Source organism: Glaciimonas immobilis (genome assembly GCF_011947285.1).
Taxonomy (GTDB): Bacteria; Pseudomonadota; Gammaproteobacteria; order Burkholderiales; family Burkholderiaceae_D; genus Glaciimonas; species Glaciimonas immobilis.
On record NZ_JAAOZT010000001.1, the window covers coordinates 1 to 20,159 of the forward strand.

The 20,159-nt window shown below is 51.4% G+C and carries 15 protein-coding genes; 9 read left to right on the forward strand and 6 right to left on the reverse strand.

Features of this window, described 5'->3' with window-relative positions; translation table 11 throughout:
- Window positions 1-341 precede the first annotated feature (341 nt).
- Both HAV38_RS00005 and HAV38_RS00010 read right to left on the reverse strand, forming a co-directional pair.
- Window positions 342-842: an acyloxyacyl hydrolase gene (locus tag HAV38_RS00005; protein WP_245182139.1), complete on the reverse strand. Its 501-nt coding sequence runs from the start codon at window positions 840-842 to the stop codon at window positions 342-344.
- Window positions 843-1,550: 708 nt separating this feature from the next.
- Window positions 1,551-2,849: an MFS transporter gene (locus HAV38_RS00010; RefSeq protein ID WP_168051194.1), complete on the reverse strand. Its 1,299-nt coding sequence runs from the start codon at window positions 2,847-2,849 to the stop codon at window positions 1,551-1,553.
- Window positions 2,850-3,113: 264 nt separating this feature from the next.
- Here HAV38_RS00010 and argE point away from each other — a divergent pair, with 264 nt between their 5' ends.
- From argE to HAV38_RS00030, 4 genes are all read left to right on the forward strand, one after another.
- Window positions 3,114-4,313: an acetylornithine deacetylase gene (gene argE / locus HAV38_RS00015; RefSeq protein WP_168051196.1), complete on the forward strand. Its 1,200-nt coding sequence runs from the start codon at window positions 3,114-3,116 to the stop codon at window positions 4,311-4,313.
- A 55-nt stretch (window positions 4,314-4,368) separates the two neighbouring features.
- A complete protein-coding gene (locus tag HAV38_RS00020; RefSeq protein WP_168051198.1) occupies window positions 4,369-6,450 on the forward strand; it encodes a molybdopterin-containing oxidoreductase family protein in 2,082 nt (693 codons plus the stop codon).
- Window positions 6,451-6,471: 21 nt separating this feature from the next.
- Window positions 6,472-7,635: an aminopeptidase gene (locus HAV38_RS00025; protein ID WP_168051200.1), complete on the forward strand. Its 1,164-nt coding sequence runs from the start codon at window positions 6,472-6,474 to the stop codon at window positions 7,633-7,635.
- A 299-nt stretch (window positions 7,636-7,934) separates the two neighbouring features.
- Window positions 7,935-9,626, forward strand: a complete 1,692-nt coding sequence (locus tag HAV38_RS00030; RefSeq protein WP_168051202.1) for a long-chain fatty acid--CoA ligase — start codon at window positions 7,935-7,937, stop codon at window positions 9,624-9,626.
- A 181-nt stretch (window positions 9,627-9,807) separates the two neighbouring features.
- On the opposite strand, the gene dgoD is transcribed toward HAV38_RS00030, so the two are convergent.
- From dgoD to HAV38_RS00045, 3 genes are all read right to left on the reverse strand, one after another.
- A complete protein-coding gene (dgoD, locus tag HAV38_RS00035; protein ID WP_168051204.1) occupies window positions 9,808-10,956 on the reverse strand; it encodes a galactonate dehydratase in 1,149 nt (382 codons plus the stop codon).
- A gap of 34 nt (window positions 10,957-10,990) precedes the next feature.
- Complete coding sequence (locus HAV38_RS00040; RefSeq protein ID WP_168051206.1) at window positions 10,991-11,611, reverse strand: 2-dehydro-3-deoxy-6-phosphogalactonate aldolase; 621 nt, start codon at window positions 11,609-11,611, stop codon at window positions 10,991-10,993.
- 79 nt (window positions 11,612-11,690) lie between these two features.
- A complete protein-coding gene (locus tag HAV38_RS00045; RefSeq protein ID WP_168051208.1) occupies window positions 11,691-12,743 on the reverse strand; it encodes a 2-dehydro-3-deoxygalactonokinase in 1,053 nt (350 codons plus the stop codon).
- Window positions 12,744-13,058: 315 nt separating this feature from the next.
- Here HAV38_RS00045 and HAV38_RS00050 point away from each other — a divergent pair, with 315 nt between their 5' ends.
- Window positions 13,059-13,877, forward strand: a complete 819-nt coding sequence (locus HAV38_RS00050; protein ID WP_168051210.1) for an IclR family transcriptional regulator — start codon at window positions 13,059-13,061, stop codon at window positions 13,875-13,877.
- 50 nt (window positions 13,878-13,927) lie between these two features.
- On the opposite strand, the gene HAV38_RS00055 is transcribed toward HAV38_RS00050, so the two are convergent.
- On the reverse strand, window positions 13,928-14,344 hold the full coding sequence (locus HAV38_RS00055; RefSeq protein WP_168051212.1) for an acyl-CoA thioesterase: 417 nt from the start codon (window positions 14,342-14,344) through the stop codon (window positions 13,928-13,930).
- 77 nt (window positions 14,345-14,421) lie between these two features.
- Here HAV38_RS00055 and HAV38_RS00060 point away from each other — a divergent pair, with 77 nt between their 5' ends.
- From HAV38_RS00060 to HAV38_RS00075, 4 genes are all read left to right on the forward strand, one after another.
- On the forward strand, window positions 14,422-16,287 hold the full coding sequence (locus HAV38_RS00060) for an ABCB family ABC transporter ATP-binding protein/permease (protein ID WP_168051214.1): 1,866 nt from the start codon (window positions 14,422-14,424) through the stop codon (window positions 16,285-16,287).
- Between the two features lie 88 nt (window positions 16,288-16,375).
- The gene (locus tag HAV38_RS00065) at window positions 16,376-17,332 is read left to right on the forward strand and encodes a LysR family transcriptional regulator (RefSeq protein WP_168051952.1); all 957 of its coding nucleotides are present in this window, start codon (window positions 16,376-16,378) and stop codon (window positions 17,330-17,332) included.
- Between the two features lie 178 nt (window positions 17,333-17,510).
- Window positions 17,511-18,797 (forward strand): Glu/Leu/Phe/Val family dehydrogenase, encoded by a 1,287-nt coding sequence (locus tag HAV38_RS00070; RefSeq protein WP_168051216.1) that lies wholly within the window; start codon window positions 17,511-17,513, stop codon window positions 18,795-18,797.
- A gap of 421 nt (window positions 18,798-19,218) precedes the next feature.
- Window positions 19,219-20,079 carry an amino acid ABC transporter substrate-binding protein gene (locus HAV38_RS00075; RefSeq protein WP_375791677.1) on the forward strand — a complete coding sequence of 287 codons (861 nt, stop codon included), beginning with the start codon at window positions 19,219-19,221 and terminating at the stop codon, window positions 20,077-20,079.
- Window positions 20,080-20,159: the final 80 nt, after the last annotated feature.

Genomic DNA, 20,159 nt, shown 5'->3' on the forward strand with positions numbered 1-20,159 from the left:
TGCAACCAGTGTGAAAGTAGGTCATCGTCAGGCTCTTATTAAAAAACCCTCCCGGAGTAATCCAGGAGGGTTTTTGCTTTGCCGGTACGCTTTGCGCTATGGCATGCTTCATAAGTAAATAAGCGTGCCCGCCGGACCGTCTGTCTCTAAAAATGCGCCGCAGAGGCGTCAATCGCAATCCCGGTTAAAGTAAAAGGCCGCTAACCTGCGTGGGCTACGACCTTTCACGAATCTCCTTTATATGTGAAGCCCGATCATCCCGATCTTAGCAAAAGACTGACTTTTGCATTAAGACTGGCCTTGAAATTATTTGGAGTATTCAAAAAGGCTGAGCTTTAGCCTTAAAAGTGGTAACCAACACGCACTATGGCAAAATTGGCACCGCTATTGGGCTTCTTAATGCCGCCGTTTGAAAAATGCTGCAGTCTCAAACCCAGATCAACGCCGTTGCTGAATACAAAGCCGGCACCTATATGGTCACCAAACTCAAATGCTGTAGAAAAACGACGGCTGTTGTTATCGTATAAATGCGACATCACGTGAACGCCGATACCTGCCTCGGCATAGGCACCCTTTTTATCATCTTTTTGGAAGCGGAATACAGGGGTGAAACCGATATCAGTGATCTTCTTTTGTTGCCCAGGAAAATTTAAATACTGATTTTCCCGAAATTCCGTCAGACTCAAGTCCCAATAACCGCCAATATGCGTCCCGTTGGATTGCCACCATTTGGTGCCCCAATCCCATTGCGTTGCGGCGCGTACAAATTGACTCTTATTACCGGTGCCGACTTCTAATGAAGCGGAGTCGGGGGTGTAGTCGATCGCATGGGCCGCCTGCATACCCGCTAATAAGCATCCGATTGTGAGGAGTTTAAAACCCATTCGTTTGTTTGACATAGAAGACTTTCGACAAAAAAAGCAGGTAGGAAGTGTTAATGGACAATAATCAGCGGTCAATTTATCTGCCGCAAGCTATCACGCATGGCTCTAAATAATAGATTAAAAACCGTAAATTCTACCAAAATCGTAGTAATGGTGGCGTAAAAACACAATGATCAAAAATGTACCAGATTTTATGTGCCTTGATCCATTGTTACTTACCTTACCTCGCTTATTTAATCCCAACGAAAGCAATACAAGACAAGACAGTAAAGAAAATTTCATATATGCAAGGTTGATGTCAACTTATGGGTTATAAAGTTGGAGATGGGAATTTTATTATCTCGCGACGCCTCTGGGATCGCGTCCGGGGACGCGATACAAAGCTGCACCACTACCTAACGGTTTCAAAAACGCCCCAGCGAAATTAACCCGCTAGCTGGCACCGATCGGTAGTAACGCATCGTTGACCTTCTGATTGGCGTGGAGGAGGTTGCAGGATCCCAGCCATGGCCGCCGTCACGACGAGGGGCCATGGCTATACGACTTTTCACGGAAGATTTATGGCTAAATTTTTGACGAATCGCAGAAGAGAATTAAGTTGTGTTGAAGCTTAACGAAAAATCCACTCGCGGTTAGCACCAACACATTGACAACGTTGCACATTGATTACCGCAGACGCAGCCTGTGCCGCGCCGCAAGCGTTGCAATCACACTCAATATCGCACCAGCAATCACATAAAACGTCACCGCTAACTTGTTCCCCGTGGCTGCAATTAGCCATGTAATAGTCATGCCGGCAAAGCCGCCAAAAATCATCACTGCGATGTTATAACAAAGCGACATCCCGGTACCGCGCGTCTGTACGGGGAAAATATCTGACAACAGCGCAGGCATAGAGGCGAAATACATCGTCATCAAAATACCGATGATGCCCTGAACCAATAGCAAATTTAAGAAGCTCGGGTTTACAGACAAGTAAGAAAATAAAGGGTAAGTCATCACCACAAACAGGATGCTACTTGCCAGCATAAACGGTGTTCTGCCATATTTGTCCGAAAGGTGGCCGACCAGCGGCGAAAAAAACATCATGATCGCTCCGGCAAGAATGGTCGCGCTAAACGAAGCGGCAGAGGTCATACCCAATTGTTTGACGGCATAGGTCGGCATGTAAATCACCAGATATACCGATACTGTTGCCATAATTACGCTGCCAGTTCCGATCAGCAGGCGTTCTTTATGAAAAGTCAGGATGTCGCGGAGCGGTGTAGCGGTGGCATTGGTCGCCGAAAATTCTGGCGACTCTTCAAGGTTTCTACGGATGTAGTACCCGGCAGGACCGATCAGCAGGCCGAAAATAAACGGTAGGCGCCAACCCCATCCCTGTAACTGTTCGGGGGAAAGCTGCGAAGACAAAACTGCACCAAAGCTAGCGGCCAGCAAAATGCTGAGTCCTTGGCTTGCCACTTGCCAACTAGAAAAGAAGCCGCGCCGATGCGGTGCATGTTCGACGAGAAAAGCCGTAGAACTACCGAATTCGCCGCCCGCAGAAAAGCCTTGAATCAAACGTGCTAATACAATTCCTGCGGGTGCCCAAAGGCCAATTGACGCGTACGTTGGCATGACAGCAATCATTAACGTACCGATCATCATCAGCAAAATGGAGAGTGTTAGCGCCGCCTTGCGTCCGACGCGGTCTGAGTAGGCACCCAATATCACCGCCCCCAGCGGACGCATAAAGAAAGATACGCCAAATGTCGCAAACGTGATCAGCAACGACACCGTCTGGTTTTCTGTGGGGAAAAACAACTTGGCAATGGTGACGGCAAAGGCGCTATAAATCAGCACATCGAACCATTCCAGCGCGTTCCCAATAGAGGACGAAATAACGGCGCGCCAGGTTTGGGGATGATGGTCGGGTAGGATCGACACCGGGCTGGCTTCGGGACTGACTTCTTGTATGATCATATAGAACCTCCTTTGACGCGCTTGCTATTATGGATGCGATTTTATGTAAATATTATTTATATCGCCGCTTAGATCACCAGCTTCCGTATTGGCTTGGGCAAAACCTTCCAAACAAAGGTAAGATTCTGATTGGTATAACGCATATGCATCGTCGAAGATAGTAAACCAGTTTGATTGAAGCGGCATATAAATCGCTAGGATTATGCCGGCTCAGGCCACCGCTAACGAATATCTTGCACCTCAGCGAACACCAAAAAGGAACCCATGAATAGCACCGTACCAAGCCCAGCATCGCTTCATCCATCGCCCGAAATTATCACCATGATCGAGCGCCTTATCGCGTTTCCTACCGTCTCCCGCGACTCAAACCTGGGCTTGATCGAATGGACCCGAGACTATCTGGCCGGGCTGGGCGTGACATCAAGGTTGACCTATGACGCGAGCGGAAAGAAGGCAAATCTCTTTGCTACCTTGGGACAGGGGAAGAAACCGGGACTGATTCTTTCCGGCCATACCGATGTTGTGCCGGTGGAAGGCCAAGCCTGGGATACCGATCCCTTTAAGGCGACGATCAAGGATGGATTGTTGTATGGACGCGGTTCAGCGGACATGAAAGGCTATATCGCCACTGCCCTGGCTATGGCACCGAAATTCCTGGCAGCTGACATGGATGCGCCGTTGCATTTTGCGTTGTCGTACGATGAAGAAGTTGGCTGCATCGGGGTGCAAGGACTCATCAAGGATTTACAGGAACTGGGCTTGACCCCGGCCGGTTGCATCGTTGGCGAGCCAACTTCAATGCAACCGATTATTGCGCACAAAGGCACCAACCGTTTTCGCTGCTGTATTACCGGCCGTGAAGCGCATTCTAGCTACACCACTCTGGGTGTGAACGCGATTGAATATGCCGCACGCATCATCGTGTACATCCGGCAGATGGCCGATCGCTTCGCACAACTTGAAACGCGCGACTACGGATTTACCGTCCCCTACACCACCATGCAGACCGGTTTAATTCACGGTGGTCTGGCGTCCAATATCGTGCCTAAAGAATGTGTCTTCGATTTTGAAGCGCGCACCATGCCGGGCGTTGATGCAGGGGTGCTGTATCAGGAGGTGCAGGATTTTGCGGCCAAATTACTACCAGAAATGCAACTGGTTGAGCCGAACGCTAAGATCGCCTTTGAATGGCTGGCATCGGCACCGGGTCTGAATACCAAAGAGCATGACGCCATCGTCCAGTTGGCGGCTTCGCTATCGCGCAATAAGACCACAGGGGCGGTATCGTATGGCACGGAGGCTGGCCTGTTTCAACGGGCAGGCATTCCGACTGTCGTATGCGGTCCCGGCAATATTGAACAAGCGCATCGCCCGAACGAATTCGTTGCGCTGGAACAGATCGCCCAATGCGAAGCCTTTATGATGCGTCTGTTAGATCCGGTCATTTCCCTTTCGCAGAAATAGTCTGAGGGATCCAAACTAAATTGACACCAATCTTTTTATACGTAACCAGACGATCATGACTACAACTATTGTTCGCGCAGCCTGTCCACACGATTGTCCCGACACTTGTGCCATGTTGGTCACAGTTACAGACGGCGTGGCGACCGAGGTGCGGGGCGATCCCGATCATCCGACGACAGCTGGCGTGCTCTGTACCAAAGTGTCACGCTACACAGAGCGCACTTATCACAAAGACCGCTTGCTATATCCCATGAAGCGAATTGGTGCCAAGGGTGAAGGTAAATTCGCCCGCATCAGTTGGGATGAGGCGATAGAAACGATAGCGACTCGCCTGGGTGCGATAGCAGATAAAGATCCGCTCGCGATCTTGCCATACAGTTACGCGGGCACGATGGGACTGGTGCAAAGCGAATCAATGTCGATGCGTTTCTTTAACCGGATTGGTGCCTCCTTACTGGATCGCACTATCTGCTCGTCCGCTGGAGGCGCAGGCTATAAGTATACTATCGGCGCCCGCATAGGAACCGACACCGAACAATTCCAGAATGCCAAATTGATCCTGATTTGGGGCGGCAATCCGATTGCTTCCAATCTGCATTTGTGGATGCGTGTGCAGGCAGCAAAACGCAACGGTGCAAAACTGATTGCGATCGATCCTTATCGTTCGCTGACGGCAGAAAAATGTCATCAACATATTGCTTTGCTGCCGGGCACCGATGCCGCATTGGCGTTAGGCATGATGCATGTGTTGATAGCGGAGAGCCTGCTGGACCAGGATTACATCACACAACACACGCTTGGATTTGACGCGCTGCAAGCCCGCGCGTTAGAGTGGCCACCAGAGCGCGTTGCTGAGGTGTGTGGCATAAGCGCGCAAGAAGTCATTCAGTTAGCGCGCGATTACGGTACGGCTGCGCTCGCCGGTGACGGTGTCGCGATCCGGGTTAATTATGGCCTGCAACGGGTGCATGGCGGTGGTATGGCGGTACGGAATATCACTTGTCTGCCGGCATTGGTCGGGGCTTGGCGGCACGCGGCTGGCGGGGTCCAGTTATCGACATCGGATAGCTTTCCTAAAAACAGTCAGGCCCTGCAACGACCAGATCTTTTGACACGCCAAAAGAAGCCATCACGGTTGATTAACATGAGCACCATCGGCGCAGATTTACTGCGGGAGTCATCGGTTGATTTCGGCTCTAAAATTGAAGCGCTGATAGTTTATAACGCAAATCCCGTAGCGGTTGCGCCGCAATCGAGCGCAGTTGCAGCAGGCTTTGCCCGTGAAGATTTGTTTACTGTAGTGCTCGAACATTTTCAGACAGATACTGCCGATTTTGCCGATATATTATTGCCCGCCACGACGCAACTTGAGCACTCGGACGTGCATTCTGCGTACGGTCATTTGTACATGCTCGCCAACAATCCGGCCATCGCGCCGTTGGGCGAAGCGAAGCCGAATACCGAGATATTTCGGTTGTTGGCAGCGCGGATGGGATTCGATGAAGATTGTTTTAAGGAGAGCGACGATGCGATCGCCGCACAGGCTTTTGACAGTAGTCATCCGCGCGCAATCCATTTCGATTGGGACGCACTGAAGCAGAAGGGCTGGCAAAAACTAATCATGCCCGATGCACCCTTTGCGCATGGCGGATTCATGACGCCATCAGGTAAATGTGAGTTCTTTAGTGCCAGCATGCAAGCCGACGGACTGGACCCGTTGCCGACGTACATTCCACCGTACGAATCGGTCGCCAGCAACCCTTTGCTGGCGATCAAATATCCTCTGGCGATGATATCCCCGCCTGCACGTAATTTTCTCAATTCAAGCTTTGTAAATGTACAAAGTCTGCGCGATACCGAGGGCGAGCCGCATCTGGATATGCATCCTTCCGATGCCGCGCAGCGAGGCATTACTAGCGGTGCTGCGGTGCGGATTTTTAATGATCGCGGCACGTTGACGGCCAAGGTTCGCGTTACTGACAAAGCGCGACCGGGATTGGTGGTCGGACTATCTATCTGGTGGAAAAAATTTGCCTCCGATGGAAAAAATGCGAATGAGGTCACCAGCCAGCGCCTGACGGATATGGGACGGGCACCCACATTTTATGACGTGTTAGTCGAGGTTGAGTCAATGTGACAGGACCCGGGGAGCGCGCACATGGTCACGATCCAGCCAGGAAAGTTATCGATCATTGGTGTGAACGCGTTATTTCTAACGTTCTTTGCATCCCTGATAGGCGGTTGCGCGCAGTTGGATTATTACGCGCAAGCCGTGCGCGGAGAGTTCTCATTGCTGGCCGATGCACGTCCAATTCCTGTATGGCTGAGCGATCCGTCTACCAGTGAAAAACTGAAGGGGCAACTGCGCACGGTGCAGGAAATTCGGCAATTCGCCGTAACGCAGTTGCGCTTGCCCGACAACCAAAGTTATCGTAATTATGTTCAGTTGCAACGCAAGTTTGTGTTGTGGAATGTGGTGGCGACCCCGGCCTTATCGTTGAAGCCAAAACAATGGTGCTTTCCCATTGCGGGCTGTGTGTCCTATCGCGGTTATTATAACCAGCAAAGCGCCCAGCAATATGGTGCGCAACTTCGCAGCGAGGGCTACGATGTACAAGTACTCGGTGTACCCGCCTACTCTACTTTAGGTTGGTTCAACGATCCGGTCATATCTACATTTATACGTTATCCGGATGCCGAGTTGGCACGCATCATTTTTCATGAGCTTTCGCATCAGCTGCTATATGTGAAAGACGATACCGACTTCAACGAGGCATTTGCTACCACCGTTGAAGAAGAAGGGACAGAAAAATGGCTGGAAGTCCACGGTAACGACGATAGACGACGTGCTTATCAGGAATTCGAAGAACGAAAAACAGATTTCCTGGCGCTGCTTCTAACCCATCGGCAGCAATTGCAGGACAACTACGCCAGCGGATTAAGTAACCGGGAAAAATTGCGAAAAAAGGCCCTGATATTTACAGCGCTTCAGGATAGCTATCAAACCTTAAAAAAGCAGTGGGGCGGCTTTGGCGGCTATGACCGCTGGTTTGCCGAGCCACTCTCGAACGCGCATCTGGCCTTGGTAGGGACTTATTATGATCTCGAACCGGGATTCCGCGCATTGCTCGCGCAGCAAAAAAACTTCCAGCAATTTTATATCGCCGTCGCCCGGCTGGCAAAATTGCCCAAGAAAGAACGCCATCGGCAGCTGTTCGCCCTGGCTGCAGGAGCATCGCCAAACCTTAAGGCGGCGCGGCCATTGACCTTGCATCGCGAGGTCGACACAGATTTCCCTCGGGAAACTTATGTTGCACCTTAACACTCTATGATGTCGAAGAGTTACTCGAATATGCGTCAAAATGCTTGCAAGTAGGTGCTATGCCCGCTAGCATCACTACAGAATAAAACAATCGTGCTTTTTTATAAAAGGCAGCCGCTCCTGCACGTTCCTCTTTTATTTGGTACTCATTTAGTACAGATTGTCTGTTTTTGTAATCACTTTTATGTTTCATGAATACAAATACTTGAGTTCGGTAGAACTAGAGAGTCGGTCTACCAGATAGTAAGACGAATCTTTTCCAAGAGTGCATTAATAACAACGAGAGACTAAGATAGACCATGGATAAATTTTGGCTTAAATCGTATCCCGAAGGCGTTCCCGCCGAGATTGATTACACCCAGTTTCGCTCACTTGTGCATTTGCTGGAAGACGCGTTCCAAAAATATGCGTCGCGCAAAGCCTATGTCTGTATGGATAAATTTTTGACTTATGCCGAAGTCGATAACATGTCCAAAAAGGTTGCAGCGTGGTTGCAAAGCAGGGGCATGCAAAAGGGCGCGCGCGTTGCCATTATGATGCCCAACATTCTGCAATATCCGGTCGTCATTGCTGCCGTTCTACGGGCCGGATATACGGTGGTTAATGTTAATCCTTTGTATACCCCGCGTGAACTGGAGCATCAGTTAAACGACTCCGGTGCCGAGGCGATCTTTGTTCTGGAAAATTTCGCTACAACCTTGCAGCAAGTGCTAAGAAACACCAAGGTAAAGCATGTTGTCGTCGCCACCATGGGTGACCTGATGGGAGCCAAAGGTTTGATCGTGAATCTGGTGGTGCGGCATGTGAAAAAAATGGTGCCGGCATTTTCACTCCCGGGCAGTACACCGTTTAAGCGCATGCTCTCGGAATCGTCATTAATGACACTAAAGCCGATTAAGACGACGCTCAACGACGTGGCTTTTCTGCAATACACCGGCGGGACGACCGGGGTATCGAAGGGCGCGACGCTATCGCACAAAAACGTCATTGCCAACGTCTTACAAGCTGAAGCCTGGTTATCGCCAGCAATGGAAAGCGGCACCGACGCAGAGCAGCTGGTGTTTGTTTGTGCCTTGCCTCTGTATCATATCTTTGCATTGACTACGTGCTGCCTGTTCGGTACACGTGAAGGTGCGCTCAATCTGCTGATACCTAATCCGCGCGACATTCCCGGTCTGATCAAGGAACTGGCAAAGTACAAAATTAACACGTTCCCTGCCGTCAATACGCTCTACAACGCGTTGGTGAATAATCCTGAATTTTGCAAGCTGGATTTCTCCACTTATCGGGTCTGTGTTGGCGGCGGCATGGCGGTACAGAAAGCCGTTGCAGACAAGTGGATGGCAGTCACCGGTTGCCCGATTGTCGAAGGTTACGGACTATCCGAAACCTCTCCGATCGCCTCTGCCAATCCTGCCACTATTACCGCCTATAACGGCACTATCGGTCTGCCTTTACCGTCGACAGAAATGGTGATTCTGGATGACGCTGGTAACCCGGTTGCGTTAGGCCAACCCGGTGAAATAGCCATCCGCGGACCGCAAGTAATGGCCGGATACTGGAACCGTCCCGATGAAACCGCGATGGTCATGACAGCGGATGGATTCTTTAAATCCGGAGATATCGGCATAATGGACGAGCAAGGTTATACCAAGATTGTAGATCGCAAAAAAGACATGATCCTGGTCTCTGGATTCAATGTATATCCGAACGAAGTGGAAGGTGTGATAGCCGAGCATCCCGGCGTGCTTGAATGTGCCTGTATCGGTGTGCCGGACGAACACGCTGGCGAAGCTGTCAAGATTTTTGTGGTGCGTAAGGATCCTGCGTTGACAGCCGAGCAATTGATGGGTTACTGCCGCGAACAATTGACTGGCTACAAGCGACCTAAATATATTGAGTTCCGCACAGAGCTGCCGAAGACCAACGTAGGTAAGATTCTGCGCCGTGAATTGCGAGATGAAAAAGTAGAGCAAAAGCAAGTCGCTTGATGTGGCGGTTTCGGTTGCGCATTGAGAATATATTAAGGGCAATCTAGTTCTGCATGCGGAACCTGAAATCACTCAAAAATAAAAAAATCCCTGACTGTGCTTAGCGCACGTCAGGGATTTTTTGCTTATGCAGCCTGTTCGCCGGTCGCGGATCGTTTACCACACAGCACGACCGATCAATTTACCATTCTGCGAAACTGCCGTCCTTGTGCCGCCAGATCGGATTGCGCCAGCGGTGGCCAAGGGCTGCACGTTCTTTCACATAATCTTCATTAATTTCGATTCCTAGCCCCGGTCCTTGCGGTATCGTCACATAACCCTCGTTATAAGCGAACACGCCCGGATCAACGACGTAATCGAGCAAGTCATTACTCTCGTTGTAATGGATGCCCAGACTCTGTTCCTGGATAAAGGCGTTGTACGAGACCGCGTCCACCTGCAGACAGGCGGCTAATGCGATCGGCCCAAGCGGGCAGTGTAACGCAACCGCGACATCGTAGGCCTCTGCCATCGTGGCGATCTTGCGGGTTTCGGTAATGCCGCCAGCGTGCGAAACATCGGGCTGGATGATGTCCACATAACCTTCGCTAAGAATCCGTTTGTAATCCCAACGTGAATACAACCGCTCGCCCAGTGCAATCGGCGTACTGGTCAGATGCGCCAGCTCTTTTAGCGCTTCGTAGTTTTCGCTCAGGACCGGTTCTTCAATGAACATCAATTTATATTGTTCGAGTTCCTTGATCAGGATTTTTGCCATCGGTTTGTGTACGCGACCGTGGAAGTCGACGCCGATGCCGATGTGTGGTCCGACTGCCTCGCGCACGGCGGCAACGTTGGCCAGCATCATTTCAACTTTGTCGTACGAATCGACGAATTGCAATTCTTCGGTGCCGTTCATTTTGACCGCGCTAAAGCCGCGTGCAACGGCATCTCTGGCTGCCGCTGCGGTATCTGCAGGGCGGTCGCCACCGATCCACGAGTAGACCTTGATGCTGTCGCGCACCGGACCGCCCAGTAACTGACTGACCGAGACACCCAGCGCTTTGCCCTTGATGTCCCACAAGGCCTGATCGATCCCGGCTAATGCGCTCATATGGATCGCGCCGCCACGATAAAATCCGCCGCGATAGAGTACGGTCCAGTGGTCTTCGATGTTACGGGGGTCTTTGCCAATCAGATAATCGGACAGTTCTTCAACCGCCGCGGCCACGCTATGCGCCCGGCCTTCAACTACTGGCTCGCCCCAACCGACGATACCTTCATCGGTTTCAATTTTTAAGAAGCACCATCGGGGCGGCACAATGTAGGTCGTAAGTTTAGTAATTTTCATGTGGTGATCTCCCTATTATTTTATTGACCGCGCGTTAAGAGACGGCTTGCCAGGCGGCGATAAATTGCGCTGCGTTTTGACGGACTTGCTCAACCTGCATGCCGGGCTTATAAAGCGCAGATCCCAGACCGAATCCAGATGCGCCAGCAGCGATATACGGAGCCATGTTTTCTGGCGTGATACCGCCGACCGGCACCAGCGCAACACTCGATGGAATCACTGCTCGCCAGGCTTTTACGACGCTAGGCCCCAGCTGCTCCGCCGGAAACATCTTTAGGACATCGGCACCCGCGGCCAAGGCGGCAAAGGCTTCTGTTACAGTCGCAACCCCGGGTGCGCAGGCCATTCCGGCATGCTTGGCGGCGCTAATGATGGCGGCGTCGCTATGCGGCATGACGATGATCTCGCCGCCAGCATTTTTCACTTCGGCTACCTGAGATAAGGTTAAAACAGTGCCCGCACCAACGATGCAATCGGCAGCTAATGTGGTACGCAATATCCGGATACTTTCAAAGGGTTCCGGAGAGTTGAGGGGGACTTCAATCACACGGAATCCAGCGGCATACAGGGCCATGCCGATGGCAGCCACTTCACCGGGATGGACCCCACGTAGAATCGCGATCATGCCGCATTGTTCCATCGCTTTTTTTAGCATATTTATTTTCCTAAAGGGTATGCGTATTGGTAACTCTTTGTCCGAGTTGCGACGGACCACGGTCGCACTCAAGGTTCTTTCAAGACCGGTTCGCAGACACCAGACCGGCGTGCTCTGCCAGCATCCACAAGCCGCGTTCCGTCGCCTGCGACATCACCGCAGCGTCGTTAATTTCATACACTTCCAGCGCCTGTTTGTAGCGCGCACACAATGCGTTATCGCCGATCAGGATAATTTGTTGCGGTCGCTGAATCAGCTGTTCGAGGGATGCGCGTAAGACTGCGATTTCATGCCCGATCAATAGGCCGGACAGGTACTCGCGTTGGCCGGTACCATCCAGCACGCCGGTCAGCCCCAATGTGCGGGTACTAAAGATGGTAGAGAGCACACCGGCCCGACCGGCAACCGTTTGCGCCACATCCAAGCCACGCAGGAATGCAGCGTTTCCAGCATGATCGTCGTCGCTAGGCGCGCTTATAGCGGCTTGCATGGTGCGCCCCAAAATAGTATGCGCACATAACGCGGCGTAGACCTCACCGGTCATGAAGGTGTCGAACTGCTGGATAGTCGGCACCGTACTGTGTTGATGCACGCGGATCCATTTTGAATGCGTACCGGGCAATCCGATTAATACCTCGTCAACCTGCCTCTTGCCTGACTTGCGTTGCCTCTCGGTCGCGATGGACAACGCGCCGATGACCTGGGTTTCTTCGCCACGCATGACGTTGGGTAGCTCGGAATGTTGTATCAGTCCCGGCACAATATGGATGATTAATTTATCGGAAGTTTGCACCGTTGTTAAGGTATTGCCGATTTGATTAATCGCAATCGGCGTAGGCAGATAGGGCGCTTCGCTCCAACCCTGCATGCTGCCTATCATGCCGCAGGCGATAATGGGTATTTGCGGTATTTCCGGTGCCGCCATGAGCCAGTCGCCGCAAGCTTGTTTAAGCGCGATTTCAAAGCCAGCCTTATCGCCCAGCGCCGCCTGGTCGGCGCTGCTCACTGGAGGTAAATGCATGATTCCGGTAGCAAGCTGGCGTTGTTCCAACACCGCGCCATCCGGCCCGAGACGATAGGCGCGCAACGACGAGGTGCCCCAGTCCAAGGCGATTAATTGCGTTTGCGTCATGGATTTGCCTTAAACGGTGCTTTCATTGTTACTTTCGTCTTGTGATGTAGTTTTTAATTTTAGTGACGTGTTTTTTGCGTTAGTTTTTTCGGTAGCGGCAAACGAAACCGAGGACGGTGCGGTTATCAACTTTTTTAAGCAGTCATGGCACTCTAGACCCTCGCAAATATTTTGTCAATATATGAAACTTCATACCAATATGTGGGATTTTAACGCTGATTTGTGTGAGAATATGGCAAGCAGATACATTGCGGAAGCTTCCCTGGCCGGTTCGGGCCAAATATCGCAAGTAATTTTAAAATAGAAAGCGTCAACATGATCAAGCCAGAAGGCGCAGCAATTCCAGCAGAGGGGACGCAAAACGGCGCAAATCCCACCGGCACGCAAACGCTGACCCGTGGACTCGCAGTGATGCACGCGGTCGCTGGGGGAGCACGGGATTTGATGGAAATCGCCGCCGTCGTTGGAACGACGCGCAGCACCACGCATCGGCTTGCCAGTTGTCTGGTGCAAGAGCGGTATTTACGGTTCAGTTTAACGACCGGTTATGGCTTGGGGCCAAAATTGATTGAACTCGGTTTTCAGGCGCGCGAGGAGGTATCGCTGTCGGTCGTTGCGCGACCTTATCTGGAATTGCTTGCGGAGCAAACCAGCGACACGATTCATCTGGCGATACGCGATGCTGATGACGTATTGTATCTGGATAAAATTTCTGGCAAGAAAGGTCTCGAAATGCGTTCACGCATCGGGCATCGGATGCCAATCGCAACAACTGGTGTCGGTAAGGCGCTGATGTTGGGAATGAGCGAAGACGGCTGGAAAGAATTGTATGGCAAGCGCTCTTTTGCGACTACGGTCGATAGCGCAAAATTATTTAAAAAAGGTAGTTGGAACGCGTTCCTGGAGCACATGCAGCAATACGCTCAGGGCGGTTACTCCTTTGACCTGGAAGACAACGAGCCATCGATCCGTTGTGTCGCCGCACCAATCCGCGATGCAAGTCACCGGATCGTTGCTGCGATCAGTGTTTCGAGCACGATACCTTACATGCCATATAAACGGATGCAGGCGTTAATCCCGATCGTGAAGCAGACTGCCGCGGCGATCTCTCAGGAGTTGGGTGCAGCCCGTTAGCGCCGTACGGGATACAAACGACTGCGCGCCGGGCAAAGTGTGACCTCCGATCATTCTACTTTCGGGATCTGACGCGGTTTGCGGGTCGCATCGGTCGCGACGTAAGTTAATGTCGCTTCGGTCACTTTTACGGTTTCCGCTTGCAGCCGATTGCGTTCGGCGTAGACTTCTACATTGACCGTAATTGAAGTATTGCCGACTTTGATGATTTCAGCGTAGAACGACAGCAGGTCGCCGACGAATACAGGATTTTTAAATACAAACGAATTGACGGCGATGGTTGCTACGCGCCCATTGGCACGGCGGGTTGCCGGTAAAGAGCCTGCGATATCCACCTGCGCCATAATCCAGCCGCCAAAGACGTCGCCGTACACGTTGGCGTCGCTTGGCATGGGCATTACGCGTAATTGCGGCATTTTGCCAAGGGGAAGGGCGTCCGCGTTGGCGCTGATACTTTGTTCGGTCATGTTGATAATCCTTTAATCTTTAACAGCTACAATGGTTGATTCGTGCTTAGCATAAACCATTCCACTACATTCTATCCATGCGTCGTTATTCTTCCTCTTCCTCAGATGCCGCCACTCCGGTGCCAGCTCCTAAACATAGCGATTGGGCCACGTTAAAAACGTTATTACCCTATCTATGGACCTATAAATGGCGAGTATCGCTAGCGCTGTTGTTTCTGATCGCCGCCAAAATGGCCAACGTTGGCGTGCCGTTAGTCCTTAAGCGATTAGTCGACAGCATGACGATCACCGCAACGCATCCTCAGGCTATGCTAATTTTGCCACTCGGCATTTTGGCAGCCTATGGCGCATTGCGACTCAGCACGACACTGTTCACAGAATTGCGTGAATTCGTCTTTGCGCGCGTGACGCAACGTGCGGTGCGTACCATTGCGTTGCAGGTATTTCGGCATCTGCATGCATTGTCGCTGCGCTTCCATTTGAATCGCCAGACCGGCGGCATGACGCGCGATATCGAGCGGGGTACGCGCGGCATATCGTCGCTGGTATCGTACACATTGTTCAGCATCTTGCCGACTTTGGTTGAGATTACGCTAGTGCTCAGTTATCTGGCGCTCCATTACGACATCTGGTTCACCGTCATCACCAGCGCGGCGCTTGTGACTTATATTGCGTTCACCGTCGTCGTGACGGAGTGGCGCACCCATTTTCGACGCACCATGAATACGCTGGATTCAAAGGCCAACACCAAAGCCATTGATTCGCTGATCAATTACGAAACCGTCAAATATTTTGGCAATGAATCGTACGAAGCCAAGCGCTACGACGACGGCTTAATGGCCTATGAAACCGCAGCCGTAAAATCGCAGACGTCACTGTCCATATTGAATACTGGTCAGTCGCTTATCATTGCTATCGCTGTGACGTTAATTTTATGGCGCGCAACGCAAGGTGTGATCGATGGCAAGATGACACTTGGTGACTTGGTGCTAGTGAATTCGTTCATGATTCAGCTATATATTCCACTCAACTTTTTGGGTGTGATCTATCGCGAAATCAAACAAAGTCTGGCTGACATGGAACGCCTGTTTTCACTGCTCGACGAGAACCGTGAAATAGCCGATGCGCCGGACGCCATGCCGCTGTTCACCAGTGGCGCACAAGTACATTTTTCGCACGTTGATTTTAGTTATGAAAGCAATCGGCAAATCTTGTTTGATGTCGATTTCACGATACTGGCCGGCACTACTACCGCCGTGGTCGGTCATAGCGGATCGGGCAAGTCAACACTGTCGCGGTTGCTATTTCGCTTTTACGATATCGATCAGGGGAAAATCACCATAGATGGGCAGGATTTACGCAGTATTACGCAAACTTCTTTACGCCAGGCCATCGGCATTGTGCCGCAGGACACCGTATTGTTTAACGATAGTATCGAATACAACATCGCTTACGGTATGCCCGACGCCAGTAAAGACCAAATTATTGCGGTCGCAAAGGCGGCGCATATTCATGATTTTATCGAGTCATTACCAGATGGTTATGCATCGATGGTGGGCGAGCGCGGCTTAAAATTATCGGGCGGTGAGAAACAGCGTGTAGCGATTGCGCGCACGCTTCTAAAAAATCCAGCCCTGCTGATTTTCGACGAGGCGACTTCTGCGCTGGACTCTAAATCAGAGCAGGCAATCCAGACGCAATTAAAAGAGATCGCCAAAAACCGCACCACACTGGTCATCGCCCATCGCTTGTCCACGATTGCAGACGCGGAGCAGATTCTGGTATTGGATCACGGTCGCATTATTGAGCGCGGCACGCATGGGCAATTGTTGGCAGCGGATGGCGCTTATGCGCAAATGTGGGCACGTCAGCAGGCGCATCCGGAGGAAGCGCAGGCAGTGTCGCCGCCGTCTATTTCGCAGACGCCATTTGTCGAAGCTTAACTAAGTACTTTCCGCTATTTGAACCCTTATGCAGACTTATCAAATCGTGAAAGGCCCGGTTCCGGGTTATTCGCGTTACGATGGCGGCATGGAAAGTAAATGGTTAGAAGACTTTATTTCGTTGGCAGAAACGCATAGTTTCAGCCGCTCCGCAGAATTGCGCCATGTCACGCAGCCTGCCTTCTCCCGCAGAATCCAATCTCTTGAGGCATGGCTGGGGGCCGATCTGATTGATCGCACCTCCTATCCGACGCGCCTGACGCCGTCCGGTGAAGTGTTTTATGAACAGGCGATGGAGATGCTCGGTCAGATTAACAACGCCCGTGCGCTGATGCGCGGCAAGCGACCGACCGGATTAAGTACAGTCGATTTCGCCGTTCCGCACACGTTGTCGCTGACGTACATGCCGCGCTGGATACGCATGCTTGAAACCGATTTCGGACCACTTACCACGCGCCTCATTGCGCTCAACGTTCATGATGCCGTGATGACGATGGTCGATGGCGGCTGCGACTTACTGCTTTGTTATCACCATCCGCGCCAGCCAGTGCAACTCGATTCCGGGCGGTATGACATGCTCACCTTGGGCAGCGAAGTATTGCGCGCTTATGCGCATTGCAATAAAGCAGGGGTGCCGGATTATTTGCTACCGGGCAGCATTGACGCACCTTTGCCTTTCTTGTCCTATACCAGTAACGCTTACCTTGGACGGATGGTGGAATTGATATTAAACGATGCCAAGCAGCCGCTGCATCTGGACAAACGCTATGAGACGGATATGGCAGAGGGTTTGAAAATGATGGCCCTCGAAGGTCACGGCGTTGCATTTTTGCCGGAGTCCGCCGTCACGCGCGAGGTCAAGTTAAAGCAGTTGGCGCGGGTCGATGATGGCGCACCGGAGTGGGAAGCTACGATGGAAATTCGCCTCTATCGCGAACGCCCGACGGCCCACCGGCCCGGCAAGCCAGTGGTCGCACGGCTCTGGGCTTACCTCCAGCAGCAGCACGCATCGCACGTCACAGTGAGTAAAAAACGGGCACAGTAACTCTTTGCGTTTCCTGGCTGTTTGGTTCCATGCAAAAAATGCATAGATTCATGCATACAAAGCATTGGAACGAGAGGGTAGCAATGTTTTACGATTCGCTGCGAGATTGGTGTGACTATTTTACTGTACCTCACCTTTGCTAAATCAACGCATTGCAACCTACGGAGCGCGTACGAACATGTCTATCCAGCATGAAATACCTTCTTATTTGTCGAGTCATGGCATCGGTCCATGGGGCGATTATCTTGAGCAAATTGATCGTGTGACACCCTATCTCGGCCCCTTGGCGCGCTGGGTAGAGACCATGAAACGGCCTAAGCGGATTCTGATCGTTGATGTGCCAATCGAGCGCGACAATGGCACCATTGCCCATTTCGAAGGATACCGGGTACAGCACAACACTTCACGTGGTCCCGGCAAGGGCGGTGTACGTTTTCATCAAGACGTAACTTTATCGGAAGTGATGGCATTATCTGCATGGATGACCGTCAAAAACGCCGCAGTCAACGTGCCTTATGGTGGCGCAAAAGGTGGAATTCGTGTAGATCCAAAAACGCTGTCTCCCGGCGAATTGCAACGGATGACACGGCGCTATACCAGTGAAATCAATATCATCATCGGCCCGAATAAAGATATTCCCGCGCCCGATGTCAACACCAACGAGCAAATCATGGCGTGGATGATGGATACCTATTCCATGAATCAGGGCAGCACCGCATCCGGCGTCGTGACCGGGAAGCCGATTTCACTCGGCGGCAGTCTGGGCCGACGCGAAGCAACCGGCCGGGGCGTATTTGTGGTCGGCTGCGAAGCCGCCGTCAAACGCGGTCTCGATATTAAAGGTGCCCGGGTTGCGGTGCAGGGCTTCGGTAACGTTGGCGGCATCGCGGCCCGGCTGTTTTCTGAGGCCGGTGCCAAAGTGGTTGCCGTGCAGGATCACGTGAGCACCGTCGTGCGCGAGAGTGGGCTGGATGTGGTGGCACTGCAAGAGTACGTGCTAGCGAACGGCAGCGTGGCGGGCTTTCAGGGCGGCGAAGAGATTGCTGACCGGGCACTGTTTTGGGCCACCGATTGTGATATTTTGATTCCTGCAGCGCTGGAGCAACAAATCAACGTCGATACCGCGCACACTATCCGTGCAAAAATCATTCTGGAAGGCGCAAACGGCCCGACTACACCCGCCGCTGATGATATCTTGCATGACAAAGGTGTTTTAATTGTGCCCGATGTTATCGCTAACGCGGGGGGTGTCACCGTTAGTTATTTCGAATGGGTGCAAGATTTTTCCAGTTTTTTTTGGACAGAAGACGAAATTAATTTACGCCTCACCCGCATCATGCGCGAGGCGTTTACGTCAGTATGGCAACTCGCAGAAGAGAAAAAAGTATCGTTACGCACAGCGGCATTTATCATGGCCTGCACCCGCGTCTTGCAAGCCCGCGAAATGCGCGGGTTGTACCCTTGATAAAGTTTGCGCTATAGTCAGATAGTTTCCCCCTTGCATTGTCATGCGCGCATTGCATTACGATTATCCGGAGCCGGAAAGGCTAAAGCGTGACGGGCATAATGCTTTGGTGACATGTTGCGCCAGTGTCTTTGCGTTCGGCGTAAAAGGGGAAATCAATCGTTATCGCTGATCTGAAATTGTTACTGCTGGCGTAAATCTTGCGTAACAAAATCGGGCTGCGGTGTGAGCGCATCTTTTAGGGGAGAGTGTGGTTATGAGGGGAAAATTTGCTAAAGCAGCTGTTTTAAGAATAGGAATAAACTCAGGAGTAAGCCCGGAAAAATCCACCGAAACAGCGGTGCCAACGTCCACACAACCGGACCTGCGATCAAGTGGCAAGGTCGATTCGGGGCTTAAAAAATTAGCGCTGGCTTGTAGTATGTTGCTGACCGGTATTGCATCCGCGAACGTACATGCTGATGTTTTAGGCAAGATTCGAGAGTCTCAAACCATGACGATCGCGTATCGTGAAGGGGCAATTCCGTTTTCTTTTCTGGATCAAAATAAACAGCCAACTGGTTATGCCGTTGATATTTGTCTGAAAATTGCGGAAGCAGTCAAACATCAATTAAAGTTGCCCCAACTAGCAATCGTTTATGTTCCGGTCACTTCTTCTACGCGCATTCCGACCATCGTAGAAGGGAAGGCCGATCTCGAGTGTGGTGTGACGACAAATACCGCAGAGCGCCGCAAGCAGGTCGGGTTTACGATTGCCCATTTTATCGCCGGGGTGCGTATGATTGTTAATACCGATTCAGGTATTAAGAATTGGCCAGACCTGCGCGACAAGAAAGTGGCGTCCACCAAAGGTACGACCAGTGTGCAAATACTCACCGATCGCGGACAAGTGCGCTCGTTGAATATTGCATTGCGCGAAGGTCGGGAGCATACGGATTCTTTTCGTATGCTGGAGGATAAAAAAGTCGATGCATTTGTGATGGATGATGTGTTGTTGTACGGCTTGCGGGCGGCGTCCAAAAAACCCGCTGCTTATGCAGTTGTCGGCGACGCGCTAAGTACAGAACCGTATGCGATCATGTTGAACAAGGATGATCCCATATTCAAGACCTTGGTAGACCGCGAAATGGCGCATCTGATTCAGGATGGTGAATTAAATGCGATGTATCAAAAATGGTTTCTGAATCCGATAGCGGCGAAAAATAACATTAATTTAAAAATGCCCATGGGTTATCTGTTGAGAGAGTCATGGCGGTTTCCGTCCGATCAGGTCGGTGATTGATAGTGATAAGGGTTGCAGTAACACAGTATTGGTAAATATCTTTGGCGCTGGTTAGCTGGCATCGGAGATGCACTGAAAGT